Genomic DNA, 12951 nt, shown 5'->3' with positions numbered 1-12951 from the left:
GAGACGCATGACGACACCGCCACTCGACCGCGACGACCCGCTCGACGATTTCGATCATCGCGAGATCGTCCTGCTCGGCCGCAAGCACCGTGTCTACACGATGGGCCGCGGCCCGGCCGTCATCGTGATGACCGAAATGCCCGGGATCAGCCCGCATGTCGCGCGCTTCGCGCGCTGGGTCCGCGACGCCGGTTTCACCGTCTATATGCCGCACATATTCGGCAAGGATGGCGCGGTACCACGCGCGCCTCGAATGTTGTTCACGATGATCGGCGGGTGCATCAGCCGCCAGTTTCGTGCCTTTCAAGCGAATGAAAGCTCGCCCGCGACACAGTGGTTGCGGGCGCTCGCGGCGCAGGCGCATCAGGAATGCGGCGGCAAGGGTGTCGGCGCGATCGGCATGTGCTTTACGGGTAACTTCGCATTGTCGATGATGCTCGAGCCGTCGGTGCTGGCACCGGTGCTGGCGCAGCCGTCGTTACCGCTGAACGATGCGGCCGGCATGCATATTGCGCCGGACGAACTGGCGGCGGTGAAGGCACGAATGGAGGCCGAGGACCTGACCATTCTCGCTTACCGGTTCGAGGGTGACAAATATTGCAAGGCGGCGCGCTTCGCGGCCTATGCGGACGCGCTCGGCGACCGCTTTATCGGGCGCGTGCTGCCCGACGATGCGGCGAACCCCGACAGCCCGATGAAGAACCCGCACAGCGTCGTCACGATCCACCTGATCGACGAAGCGGGGCAGCCGACGGTGCAGGCGCGCGACGAAATCCTCGATTTCTTCAAGATGCGGTTGAGCGATTGAGGACGGCGGCCTAAGGGCCACGGCAATCGTCAATCGAAAGGAAATCTCATGCGCCCCTCAGGCCGCGCGCCCGATCAGATGCGTCCCATCGCGATCGAAACCAATTTCACCATCCATGCCGAGGGCAGCGTGCTCGTCAGCTTCGGCAATACCAAGGTGCTGGTGACCGCCAGCGTCGACGAAAAGGTGCCGCCGTTTCTGCGCGGCAAGGGGCAGGGCTGGGTCACCGCTGAATATGGCATGTTGCCGCGCGCGACGCACACACGCGGGAGCCGCGAAGCGGCGAAGGGCAAGCAGTCGGGCCGGACGCAGGAAATCCAGCGCCTTATCGGCCGTAGCTTGCGCGCCATCGTCGACATGAAGAAGCTCGGCGAGCGCCAGATCGTCATCGATTGCGACGTCATTCAGGCCGATGGCGGCACGCGCACCGCATCGATTTCGGGTGCATGGGTCGCGCTGCGCCTTGCGGTCGACAAGCTGCTCGAAGCGAAGCTGATCGCCGAGGATCCGATCGAGGACAAGGTCGGCGCAATCAGCTGCGGTATCTACAAGGGCACCCCGGTACTCGACCTCGATTATGACGAAGATTCGGTCGCCGAGGCCGACGGCAATTTCGTGCTGACCGCCAAGGGCCAGATCGTCGAAGTGCAGGCGAGCGCCGAGGGGGCAACCTATGACGAGGAAGCCCTGCTGCGTTTGCTGCGGCTGGCGCGCATCGGCTGTACCGAAATTTTCGCGGCGCAGGACAAGGCGACGAGCCGGTAATTCACCCCTCGTCACCCCGGACTTGATCCGGGGTCCACGCGGCAATGGATGCCGGATCAAGTCCGGCATGACGATGATATTGAGGTTGCTTTATGACCCACCGCAAACTTGCCCCCGGCAAGCTCGTCATCGCCAGCCATAATGCAGGAAAGGTGCGCGAGATTCGCGCGCTGCTCGAACCGTTCGGGATCGAGCCGGTGTCGGCGGGCGACCTTGGGCTTCCCGAACCCGACGAAACCGGGACGACGTTTCGCGAGAATGCGTTGTTGAAGGCGCATGCGAGCGCGTCGGCGTCGGGGCTGCCCGCGCTCGCCGATGACAGCGGACTCGAAGTCGCGGCGCTCGGCGGGCGTCCGGGGGTCTATACCGCCGACTGGGCCGAACGGCAGGTGTTCGAGGGCGCGCCGGGCCGCGACTGGTATATGGCGATGGGCAAGGTCGAAGGTCTGCTCGCCGAACAGGGGCCGGACGTCGACCGCAGCGCCTGCTTCGTCTGCACCCTCGCGCTCGCCTGGCCCGATGGCCATGCGGACGTGTTCGAGGGACGGGCGCAGGGCAGCCTGACCTGGCCGCCGCGCGGGCTGCTCGGCTTCGGTTATGACCCGGTATTCGTTCCGACCGGCAACGCGCTGACCTATGCCGAAATTGCGCCCGAAGAGAAGCATGCGATCAGCCACCGCGCCGATGCGTTTGCCAAGCTGGTCGCGGGTGCGTTCGAATAGGGTTGCAATTATACCCGGATGAATTGACTTGCATTTCACCCGGGTATAATGAGTCGTCATGACTCAGGAACATCAAAACGTCACGGCCTTTCTGGGCGATACGCAGCTCGCATCGGGAAGTCCCGAAGCCGTCACCCGCACGCTCGAGGATCGTTACCCCGCTGATCTCGGCGCGATCCTCGTGTTTGACGATGCTTCAGGCCGGCTGTCCGACCTCGACTATTGGGACGCCGCCAAAGCGGCGCCCGCCCCGACCGCGGGGCGCCCGCGGCTGGGGGTGAAAGCGCGCGAGGTGACCTTGCTTCCGCGGCACTGGGACTGGCTGGCAGCCCAGCAGGGCGGCGCTTCGGCGACCCTGCGCCGGCTGGTTGAAGCTGCGAGCAAGGGCACGCCGAGCATCAGGCAGCGCCGCGACGCCGCCTATAATTTCATGAGCCATCTCTGCGGCGACCGCCCCGGCTTTGAAGAGGCGCTCCGCGCGCTATATCGCGATGATGAGGCGGGTTTTGGTGAGCTGATCGCGGCCTGGCCCGAAGATATCCGGGCGCATATCGGGCGCCTGCTGGCTGCGGACTGATCGCCGGTAGGCGATTCCGCCTTTCGCCCTAAGGACGAAAGAGGGTAGGGGGCCGCCTATGGCCGAACCGCTCGCCCTCTATGTCCATTGGCCGTTTTGCGTGTCGAAATGCCCCTATTGCGACTTCAATAGCCATGTGCGCGAACGCGTCGATCAGGCGGTGTGGCGCGACGCGCTGCTGGCCGATTTGCGGCATGAGGCGGCGTTGCTGCCCGGGCGCACCGTGGGTTCGATCTTCTTTGGCGGGGGGACGCCCAGCCTGATGCCGCCCGCGACGGTGGCGGCGGTGATTGCGGCGGCGGAGACCGAATGGGGTCTGGCCGACGATGTCGAGATCACGCTGGAGGCGAATCCGAACTCGGTCGAGGTCGCCAATTTCGCCGATCTTGCCGCGGCGGGCGTCAATCGCGTTTCGATAGGCGTTCAGAGCTTCGATTCCGAAGTGCTTGAGTTTCTTGGCCGCGCGCACAGCGAGGATGAGGCGCGGCGCGCTATTGCGACCGCGCAGGAGCATTTTTCTCGGGTCAGCTTCGACCTGATCTATGCGCGGCCCGGCCAGTCGATGGCGGCGTGGGAAAGCGAACTGGCCGCTGCGCTCGCTTTCGGCACCGATCATCTCTCGCTCTACCAGCTCACCATCGAGCCTGGCACGCGCTTTGCGACGCTGGCGGCGAAAGGCGATCTCACCATCCCCGACGGCGACGCCGCCGCGGACCTGTTCGACGCGACGCAGGCGATGACGCGCACCGCGGGGCTGCCGCGTTACGAGGTATCGAACCATGCCCGCATCGGGCAGGAGAGCCGCCACAATCTCGCTTACTGGCGCTACGCCGATTATGCCGGTGTCGGCCCCGGCGCGCACGGACGACGACTGGGCCAGGCGACCGAGCGGCACAAGAAGCCCGAGAATTTCATTTCGGGGGTGGAGCGCAACGGTCACGGGTTGAAGGTCGAGGCCGACCTGCCCGATCATGAGCGCGCGACCGAGGCGATGCTGATGGGGCTGCGGTTGACCGAGGGGATCGATCTGTCGCGGATCGAGATGCGGAGCGGACTGGCGCGTGCGGCTTTCGTGGATGCCGGTGCGGTGGCGCGGCTGTCGCGGCAAGGATTGATGCGGACGGATGGCGACCGGCTTGCTGTCACAGACGACGGTATACTTCTGCTCGACTCCATCCTTTCAGAGGTCGTCAAAACGCACTAGCTTGCTCTTGACCCGTTCGTGTCGAGCGAAGTCGAGACACCCTTCGACCTCACACCACGCCGATGGGCATCTCGACTTCGCTCGATGCGAACGGAAATGGAAGACGCGTTGGCGCAAGATATGATCCGCGACTGGGATGCCCATCTGGCGCATGAGAAGCGCCGGTCGGAGCACACGCGCCGCGCTTATATCGCGACCGCCGAACGCTTTTGCGCTTTCCTGTCGCGGCATCGCGGCGGCACCGTCGACGCGCGGATGCTGACGACGCTGACCCCGAACGACCTGCGCGCCTATCTCGCCGAGCGCCGCGCCGAGGGGCTCGGCAATGCCTCGGCGGCGCGCGAACTGTCGGCGCTGCGCGGCTTTCTGCGCTTCGTCGGCGGGTCGGGCGCCAGCGTGCCGCAGATGCGCGGGCCGCGCGTCAAGAAGGGCCTGCCGCGCCCGGTTGCGCCCGCCGAGGCATTGCAACTCGCACAGGATGTTGAGGACAACGCTCGGCAAGGCTGGGTCGGCGCGCGCGATTTTGCGCTGCTGCTGCTGCTCTATGGCGCCGGGTTGCGTATTGGCGAAGCATTGTCGCTCACCGGCGCGGCAATACCGCTCGGCGAGACACTGCGCGTGACCGGCAAAAGGAACAAGACGCGGATCGTGCCGATCCTGCCCGCGGTCGCAAATGCGGTGGCGCGCTATGTCGCGGCTTGCCCCTGGCCGGTCGCGAAGGATCAGGCGTTGTTTCTCGGCGCGCGGGGAGGGCCGTTGGCGCCCGGTGTGATTCGCGCGAGCGTACGCTCGGCACGGCGGGCGCTGGGGCTTCCCGAACGCACGACGCCGCATGCGCTGCGGCACAGCTTTGCGACGCATCTGCTTGCGGGCGGGGCGGATCTGCGGAGTTTGCAGGAATTGCTCGGCCATGCGAGCCTTGCCTCGACGCAGGTCTATACCGCGGTCGACGCCGCGCATCTGCTCGACATCTATCGCAGCGCGCATCCGCGCGCCTAGTCGCTGTGCGGCTTCGGCTTCCAGGTGATGACGCGGTAGACATAGATCACGACGAGCGAGCCGATCGCGACGAGTGCGAGCGGGCCGACGAAGGCGTCGAGGTTCGCGAAATTCCCCCCGAACCAGTTTCCCGCGCCGGCGAGTGCCGAAATCCAGATCGTCGATCCGCCGGCGGTCCAAGCCAAGAATTTCGCCTGATTCATCTTTACCATGCCCGCGGGCAGCGACACCATCGTGCGGGCGACGGGCATGAAGCGCGCGACGAAAACGATCGCGGGACCATATTTCAGGAACCAGTTGTGCAGCCGTTCGACCTCGTCCCAGTCGAGCGTCAGCCAACGGCCGTGGCGATCGATAAAGGGTTTCAGCCGTTCATAGCCGATCCAGCGCCCGATCCCGTACCAGACCCAGTTGCCGGCGGTCGTGCCGGCGACGGCGACCGCGACGAGCGTCCAGAAATCGAAATGGCCTTTCGAGACGGCGATGCCGCCGAGCCCCATGATGACTTCGGACGGGATCGGCGGGAACACATTTTCGAGGAACATGAGGATGAATATCCCCGCATAGCCCCAGCTCTGGATCAGGTTCAGGATGAAATCGGTCATGCGATGCGTAACGCGCGGGAGGCGTCAGCCGATCCGCCGCACGATCGCGTCCCAGATCATGCCCGCAGTGTCGCTATTGTTGAAACGGTCGATCGCGACGATGCCGGTGGGCGAGGTGACGTTGATTTCGGTCAGCCACTCGCCGCCGATCACATCGATGCCGACGAAGACCAGCCCGCGTTCGCGCAGCTGCGGGCCGAGGACGTCGCAGATTTCCTGCTCGCGCGGGGTGAGTTCGGCCGCCTCGGCATAGCCGCCGACCGCGAGGTTCGACCGGAATTCGCCTTCGCCGGGCTTGCGGTTGATCGCGCCCGCGACCTCGCCGTCGACGAGGACGATGCGCTTGTCGCCCTTGCTGACGCTCGGCAGGAACTGCTGGACCATGAAGGGTTCGGGCCACACCTGTCCGAACAGCTCGACCAGCGCGCCGAGATTGCCGCCGTCGGCGTCGATCTTGAACACCGCCTTGCCGCCATTGCCGTGGAGCGGCTTGATCACGACGGCGCCGTGCCGCGCCTGGAAATCCTTCACCGCGTCGAGGCTGCGGGTGACCATCGTCGGCGGCATAAATTCGGGGAAATCGAGCACGAAGACTTTTTCGGGGGCGTTGCGGACCGAGACGGGGTCGTTCACGACCAATGTCTCGCTGGCGATGCGTTCGAGCAGCCAGGTGCCGGTGAGGTAACCGAGGTCGAAGGGCGGATCCTGCCGCATCAACACGACATCGATGTCGCGGCCGAGGTCGAGCAGGACTTCGTCGCCGAACTTGTAATGCGCGCCGGCCTCGCGCTGCGCCGCGACGATGCGATGCGCCTTCGTCGTCAGCCGCCCGGCCTCCCACGTCAGCCCGCGCACGTCGTAATGATAGAGCTCATACCCGCGCTCGAGCGCCTTCAATATCAGGTGGAAACTGCTGTCGCCCCCGATGTTGATGCCATCCATCGGGTCCATTTGTACCGCGGCGCGCAGGGTCATTCGATATTCCTCAGGGTTGCCAGACGTGGACCAGATGGCGCGGCAGACGCCTTGGCGCAAGGAGCATCACGTCGATGCGGATATCGTCGTGCGGCCCCGCGAAGCGCGGGCCGAGCATTTCGGCCGCAGCGGCGACGCGGCGCAGGCGATATTGGTCGATGGCAAGGTCGAGATCGGCGGCGCGGTCGCGCCATTTGACTTCGATGAAAGCGACGGTGCGCCCGCGCCGTGCGACAAGGTCGACTTCGCCCACCGGAACGCGGAGTCGCTCGCCGAGGATGCGCCAGCCATGGAGGCGCAGCCACCATGCGGCACGGCGTTCGGCCTTGCGGCCGCGTGCCTCGGCCGCGGCGCGGTTCAAGCGCCCTCTTTCAGTGACAATGCCCGCGCGTAGACGTCGTGGCGGTCGAGGCCGAAGCGTTTGGCGACCGCCTTGGCCGCCTGTGCGACGGGCTTGTCGGCCATCGCTTCGCGCAGCGCGGCGTCGAGCGTCGCGTCGTCGGCCGCTTCGGTGGCCGCTTCGCCCGGCGGCCCGACGATGACGACGATCTCGCCCTTCGGCGGCGCGTCGGCATAGCGCGCGGAAAGCTCGGTCAGCGTGCCGGTGACACATTGCTCGAACAGCTTGCTGATTTCGCGCGCAACCGCGGCTTCGCGATTGCCCAGCCCTTCGGCCATCGCCGCCAGCGAAGCCGACAGCCGCGGTCCGCTTTCGTAGAACACAAGCGTCGCGCGCAGCCCGGCGAATTCGGCGAGCGTGTCGGCGCGCGCTTTCGCCTTGTTGGGCAGGAAGCCCGCGAACAGAAAACGGTCGCTGGGCAGCCCCGACAGCGTGATCGCGGCGATCGCGGCGCAGGGGCCGGGCAGGGTGGTCACATGCCGCCCCGCCGCGCGGGCGTCGCGCACCAGCTTGTATCCGGGGTCCGAAATCAACGGGGTCCCCGCGTCCGACACAAGAACGACAATTTCGTCGGCCATCCGCGCAACCAGAGCGGCGCGGGTGCGTTCGTCGCTATGATCATGATAGGGGGTCATCGGCACACGCAAACCCAGATGCGACAGCAATTTCGCGGTGACACGCGTATCCTCTGCGGCAATCACGCCGGCGGAGGCGAGTGTCGTCGCGGCGCGCGCGCTGATGTCGCCAAGGTTGCCGATGGGCGTCGCAACGATATAGAGACCGGGCAAGGGAGAATCTGAGATGTTCGAATCTGGCATGACGCCGAAAATGGCAGAAACTGCCCCCAATTACCAATTAAGCGCGCGCCAAAGTAATGCATCGCCGCGCCGTCAAATGTTGCGCGGGCTCGGGGTGATGGCGGTGGCAGGGCTGCTTGCGGCATGTCAGGTCGTTCCGAAAACAAGCGGCCCGGCGACCCCGCCGCCGCCGACCAACCCCGACGACAATGTCGGCCCGGGCCTGCCCACCGACACCGATCGTCACCGCGTCGCCCTGCTCGTGCCGCAGACCGGCCCGAACGCTGATGTCGGCATGGCGATCGCCAATGCGACGACGCTGGCCTTGCTCGATTCGCGTACCGAACGTGTGCGCATCACCACCTATGACACCGCGCTCGGTGCCGCCGCCGCGGCGCGGCAGGCGGTTGCCGATGGCAACAAGCTGATTCTCGGCCCGCTGCTGAGCGAGGATGTCGCCGCGGTGGCGCCAATCGCGCGCGATGCGAAAGTGCCGGTGCTGAGCTTCTCGAACGACAGCGGCGTCGCGGGCAATGGCGTTTTCATCATGGGCTTCGTCCCCGGCCAGTCGGTCGAGCGCGTCGTCGCCTTCTCGCGGACCAAGGGGCATCAGCGCTTTGGCGCTCTCGTGCCCAAGAATGTCTATGGCGACCGCTCGGCCGCAGCCTTCCGTACCGCCGTCGCCGAAGCCGGCGGCACGCTGGTCGCGGTCGAAACCTATGACCGCAGCGCGACGGCGCTGACCGGCGCTGCGCGGCGCCTCGCCAATGCCGGCGCGATGGATGCGGTGCTGATTGCCGACAGCGGCGGCAATGCCATTCGCGCCGTCCCGGTGGTCAAGAGCGCGGGCCCGCGGCAGATTCTCGGCACCGAACTCTGGAACACCGACGCGGCGCTCGGCAGCAATGCGGTGATGCGCGGGTCGTGGTTCGCCAGCGTCTCGGACGGCCTCTATGGCCAGCTTGCAGGCAAATATCGCACGCGCTTCGGCAAGGCGCCGTACCGGCTTGCCAGCCTTGGTTATGATTCGGTGCTGCTGACGGTGCGCATCGCGCGCGACTGGAAACCCGGCACCAACTTCCCCGCAGCGCGCCTGCTCGCCGCCGACGGTTTTGGCGGCATCGATGGAATCTTCCGCTTTAACAATCGCGGCATTGCGGTTCGCGCGCTCGAAGTCAGCGAAATCGGCGCCGGCGGTTTCCGGGTCGTGGATCCCGCGCCGACCAAATGGTAGTGGCAGACCAGTCACAGTCGTCAGAAAAGCGGTATCGGGATGACGGGGCGGCCTTTACGGCGGCCTCGTGATCACTATATGACCGTTACGCGTGTTTTAGCGTCGATGCCGCACGCCCACTTTTTAACGACCCAGGAGATACAGCTATACCACCGCCCATGACCCGTCGCTCAATGGCACCGATGCCGCCTAAAAACGGCCCGCGTTACAATGAATTTATCGCCTCCCCGAAAGTCCGCGTGATCGACGAGGAAGGCGAAAATCTGGGCGTCATGCTAACGGCCGAAGCGATCGAGCAGGCGGCATCCGTCGGCCTCGACTTGGTGGAAGTATCTCCGAACGCCGATCCGCCGGTGTGCAAGTTCCTCGACGTCGGCAAGTTCAAGTATGAGGCGCAAAAGAAGGCGAACCTCGCACGCAAGAGCCAGAAGACGCAGGAAATCAAAGAGATCAAGATGCGTCCGAATATCGACGATCATGATTTCGACACCAAGATGAAGAAGGTCTTCGATTTCCTTGGCGAAGGCGACAAGGTCAAGATGACCATGCGTTTCCGCGGTCGCGAAATGAGCCACACGCAGCTCGGCCTGAACGTGCTGCAGCGCGTCGCCGAACTGACGTCGGAGATTGCGAAGGTCGAGGCGCATCCGCGCACCGAAGGCCGTCAGATGCTGATGGTGATCGCGCCGAAATAGGCGGCTTTTGATTTCATCGTCATCGCGGCGAAGGCCGGGATCTCGACAGTGCCTCCAAAGGCGAGGGTGAGATTCCGGCTTTCGCCGGAATGGCGAATTTAGAAGCCGATATGAAATTGCAGGGCGGTCGTTCCAGCGGGACGGCCGCCCGCTTCATATCGGCGCTCGATCATTTGCACCATTCCGTCGGCGCCCACCGCCATCAGCGTCGAGGCGCGGGTGCCATAGACATCGCCGCGCAGGAACAGCGCGGGGCCATCCTCGGCCATCAGCGTATCGAGCAGCGACTCGGGATCGGCGCCGGCGCCGACAATCGCCTCGAGTGCCGAGCCCAGCCGCGCGGCGCGCGGGCAAGGCATGTCGACGGGTTCGTTGGCGAGCGCGTGGACGCCCGGCGCAAGCTGCGCGATCGATGGTCCTGGCCTGTTGGTCAGCAGGCGCACGCCGCCATTGGCCGCCGCGAAAAGATTGAACGCGTTGAATCGGTCAAGATCGACCTTTGCCGGATCGGCAAAGCGTCCGTCGCCGCGCAGCATGTCGACGACCAGCGCACCGCGCGATTCCTTCGCGGGATCGGGCAAGGCGCCGCGGACATTGGTCACCACGACAATGCGTCCGCTGGGCCGATGCACGCCGAGCCAGCTTCCTCCGGCCTGGAGGTCGCGGCCGGCGACGATGCCGCTGCCGTCATCCCATTCGGCGAGCGGTGCGGCAGGACGCGCGTGAAACTCGTCGCGATTGCCGATAAGGATGAGGGGCCAGCCGGGATGAACATGATGAGCAAGGGCGACAACGCACATGCAGCGCATATCATCGCTCCGCGCCCGTTTGCCAAGTCCGGTCCGCCGGTTATTTCGACCGTAACATAGCTGTATTATGCGAATACATCACAGCGTTGCTGGCGACGGCAAAGGATGATAGCTTCGCCCGATCTTTCTGGAGGGGAAGACAATATGACTGACATACGCAAAACACCCTGGCACCTTTGGGTTGTCGGGGGCGTGTCCTTGCTGATCAACGCCTTTCCGGTCGCTGATTTCACGTTGACCAGCATGCAGAATGAATTCTGGCTGTCGCCGCTGACTGCTGCGCAGCGCAGCTTCATCCTCGGTGCGCCTTTATGGTCCGATGCCTGCTGGGCGCTCGGCGGTTTCGGAGCCTTTCTCGGCTCGCTGCTGCTGCTCATGCGGTCGCGCCACGCGGTGACCGCCTTTATCGTGTCGATCATCGGCCTCGCCGGCACGACCCTTTATCAGCATGTCCTGGCTGGCGAGACGACCAGGGCGCTGTTTCAGAACATCGCGCTATATGTGACGCTCACCATATGGGTGATCATGCTCGCGCTGCTTTTCTACGCCCGCGCGATGAGGGCAAAGGGCGTCCTGCGCTGAAGATGTTGGTTGCGGGGTAGCGAGCGGACACTTCTTCTCGTCATCCCGGGCTTGACCCGGGACCCGCCTTCCTTTGCCCAACGGCAGGGGATCAATCCGAAGTAATCGGCTCGATCGCGCCTCAAGGGCTTCATGACCGATTGTCATTTCTCGGCCGGACAGCCCGCGCCCAAAGAAAAGGCAGGCCCCGGGGCAAGCCCGGGGTGACGATGTAGCGACGTCGACCGCCGATCGATAGCGGCCCTAGGCCTCCGCTATCGTGCCCGGATGAAGGCGCGAATATCCGCCGACAATTTGTGGCGATCCTCGTCGCGGATATACATCATGTGGCCCGCGCCATAATATTGATACTGGATGCGGTCCTGCGGGATGCCGGTGCGCGATAGCGCATATTCGGCGGCAAAGAAGGGCGTCGCGAAATCATAATAGCCCTGGCCGACGAACACGCGCAGCCCGCTATTCTCGCGCAGCGCCTGCCCGATATAGGGCGCGACATTCATGTAAGCGTTGCTGTCGCGGCCACCGATGCGCCAGTCCCATTGCCCGCCGATGCTGCCGATCGACTGATATTCGCGGTCGGTCTTGAACCCCAGTCCGTCGCGGCTCCAGCTGTTGATCGCAGCGGTATAGCTCGCGTCGATGCCATAAAAGCTCGGGTCGTTGTCGGGGCCTTCGCCCGCGCTGTCATAATCCTTGCCGGTATAGCGGCTGTCGAGGCGCCCGACGGTCAGCCCGCGGTCGCGGAGCAATTCCTTGTAGAAGCGGTTTGGCGTGACGCGTAGGTCGGCGCTTTCGAGATAGGTTTCGGAGAGGCCGGTGAAACGCGACAGCTCGCGGCGGATCGCGGCGCGCTCCTCACCCTGCAGCTTCTGCCCCTTGAGCAACGCCGTGGCATAGGGGCCGATCGCCCATTGCCGTGCTTCTTCGACGAACGCCTCGACCGACGGGGCGGTCGCCTTGCCATGATAGAGCGCGGTCGCGGCCATCGAGGGCAGGTTGGTGATCGGCGACAATTCGTTGCCGGGCGTATCGGCGCCCGCCGCGAAATCGAGCACGGTCGAGATGAGGATGATGCCGTTCAAGGCGACGTCGTTATACGTCTCGTTCATCAGCTGGTTGGCGACCGCGGCCGAGCGCGTCGTGCCATAGCTTTCGCCGCCGAGGAACTTGGGGCTGTTCCAGCGGCCATTGTCATTCAGCCAGCGGCGGATCACCTCGGCGACCAGCTTCGCATCCTGCGTCACCCCGTAATAATCCTTGGGGTCGGCCTTGCCGATCAGGTGCGAGAAGCCGGTGCCCGGCGGATCGATGAAGACGACGTCGGTCACGTCCATCAGCGCGTCGGGATTGTCGACGATCGGATAGGGCGGCGCACCGTCGTCGACGCCGGTGCCGGGAATCGCGACGCGCTTCGGTCCGAACGCCCCCATCATCAGCCAGACGGTGCCCGATCCGGGGCCGCCGTTGAACAGGAAGGTGATCGGCCGGGTAGGGTCGCGCGGTTCCTTGACATAGGAGGTGGTGACGACCGCGACTTCGGGCACGCCATCCTTGTTCTTGATGATCGTCTCGCCGATCGTCGCGGCATAGTTGATCCGCTGTCCGCCGAAGGTGCCCGACAGTTTGGTGGTGCGGACCTGCGGCGTGACGTCTTCGGTCTTTTCGGCCTTGGCCTTGTCGTCAGCCTTGTCCTGCGCATGGACAAAGGTGGGCGCGGCAAAGGCGAGCGCCAAGGCGATGAGCGACGGACCCGTTTTCATTGGTGTTTCTCCCCGGTTG

Annotated in this window: 15 protein-coding genes; 9 read left to right on the top strand and 6 right to left on the bottom strand. The window is 64.9% G+C overall.

What is annotated here, in order from left to right:
- Positions 1-7: 7 nt before the first annotated feature.
- From AC07NV_RS09785 to AC07NV_RS09760, 6 genes are all read left to right on the top strand, one after another.
- Entirely contained in the window at positions 8-808 is an 801-nt protein-coding gene (locus AC07NV_RS09785) for a dienelactone hydrolase family protein (protein ID WP_495166157.1), read from the top strand.
- 48 nt (positions 809-856) lie between these two features.
- On the top strand, positions 857-1573 hold the full coding sequence (gene rph / locus AC07NV_RS09780; protein ID WP_495166156.1) for a ribonuclease PH: 717 nt from the start codon (positions 857-859) through the stop codon (positions 1571-1573).
- 92 nt (positions 1574-1665) lie between these two features.
- On the top strand, positions 1666-2295 hold the full coding sequence (rdgB, locus tag AC07NV_RS09775; RefSeq protein ID WP_495166155.1) for an RdgB/HAM1 family non-canonical purine NTP pyrophosphatase: 630 nt from the start codon (positions 1666-1668) through the stop codon (positions 2293-2295).
- 58 nt (positions 2296-2353) lie between these two features.
- The gene (locus tag AC07NV_RS09770; RefSeq protein WP_495166154.1) at positions 2354-2872 is read left to right on the top strand and encodes a DUF2239 family protein; all 519 of its coding nucleotides are present in this window, start codon (positions 2354-2356) and stop codon (positions 2870-2872) included.
- Positions 2873-2930: 58 nt separating this feature from the next.
- A complete protein-coding gene (gene hemW / locus AC07NV_RS09765) occupies positions 2931-4076 on the top strand; it encodes a radical SAM family heme chaperone HemW (protein ID WP_495166153.1) in 1146 nt (381 codons plus the stop codon).
- A gap of 120 nt (positions 4077-4196) precedes the next feature.
- Entirely contained in the window at positions 4197-5075 is an 879-nt protein-coding gene (locus tag AC07NV_RS09760; RefSeq protein ID WP_495166152.1) for a tyrosine recombinase XerC, read from the top strand.
- Here the strand turns inward: AC07NV_RS09760 and AC07NV_RS09755 are convergent.
- From AC07NV_RS09755 to rsmI, 4 genes are read right to left on the bottom strand one after another with little or no spacing between them, the layout of a single operon-like run.
- The gene (locus AC07NV_RS09755) at positions 5072-5680 is read right to left on the bottom strand and encodes a DedA family protein (protein ID WP_495166151.1); all 609 of its coding nucleotides are present in this window, start codon (positions 5678-5680) and stop codon (positions 5072-5074) included. The two genes, AC07NV_RS09760 and AC07NV_RS09755, sit on opposite strands and share 4 nt — an antisense overlap.
- A gap of 24 nt (positions 5681-5704) precedes the next feature.
- On the bottom strand, positions 5705-6655 hold the full coding sequence (gshB, locus tag AC07NV_RS09750; protein WP_495166150.1) for a glutathione synthase: 951 nt from the start codon (positions 6653-6655) through the stop codon (positions 5705-5707).
- A gap of 10 nt (positions 6656-6665) precedes the next feature.
- Complete coding sequence (locus AC07NV_RS09745; protein ID WP_495166149.1) at positions 6666-7016, bottom strand: YraN family protein; 351 nt, start codon at positions 7014-7016, stop codon at positions 6666-6668.
- Positions 7013-7873: a 16S rRNA (cytidine(1402)-2'-O)-methyltransferase gene (rsmI, locus tag AC07NV_RS09740; RefSeq protein ID WP_495166148.1), complete on the bottom strand. Its 861-nt coding sequence runs from the start codon at positions 7871-7873 to the stop codon at positions 7013-7015. Before rsmI ends, AC07NV_RS09745 begins: the two co-directional genes overlap by 4 nt.
- Positions 7874-7949: 76 nt before the next feature.
- On the opposite strand from rsmI, the gene AC07NV_RS09735 reads away from it, so the two are divergent.
- Positions 7950-9086 carry a penicillin-binding protein activator gene (locus tag AC07NV_RS09735; RefSeq protein ID WP_495166147.1) on the top strand — a complete coding sequence of 379 codons (1137 nt, stop codon included), beginning with the start codon at positions 7950-7952 and terminating at the stop codon, positions 9084-9086.
- 158 nt (positions 9087-9244) lie between these two features.
- Positions 9245-9781: a translation initiation factor IF-3 gene (infC, locus tag AC07NV_RS09730; RefSeq protein ID WP_495166146.1), complete on the top strand. Its 537-nt coding sequence runs from the start codon at positions 9245-9247 to the stop codon at positions 9779-9781.
- Positions 9782-9879: 98 nt separating this feature from the next.
- On the opposite strand, the gene AC07NV_RS09725 is transcribed toward infC, so the two are convergent.
- On the bottom strand, positions 9880-10581 hold the full coding sequence (locus AC07NV_RS09725; protein ID WP_495166145.1) for an NRDE family protein: 702 nt from the start codon (positions 10579-10581) through the stop codon (positions 9880-9882).
- A gap of 153 nt (positions 10582-10734) precedes the next feature.
- Between AC07NV_RS09725 and AC07NV_RS09720 the strand changes: the two genes are divergently transcribed.
- Positions 10735-11172, top strand: coding sequence for a hypothetical protein (locus AC07NV_RS09720; protein WP_495166144.1), 438 nt, complete (start codon positions 10735-10737; stop codon positions 11170-11172).
- A 254-nt stretch (positions 11173-11426) separates the two neighbouring features.
- On the opposite strand, the gene AC07NV_RS09715 is transcribed toward AC07NV_RS09720, so the two are convergent.
- Complete coding sequence (locus AC07NV_RS09715) at positions 11427-12932, bottom strand: S10 family peptidase (RefSeq protein WP_495166143.1); 1506 nt, start codon at positions 12930-12932, stop codon at positions 11427-11429.
- Positions 12933-12951 lie beyond the last annotated feature (19 nt).

The sequence above is a fragment of the Sphingopyxis sp. GW821-FHT10B01 genome (genome assembly GCF_059415685.1).
Note: the sequence above shows the minus strand (reverse complement) of the source record. Positions and strands in the feature narration are given on the sequence as shown.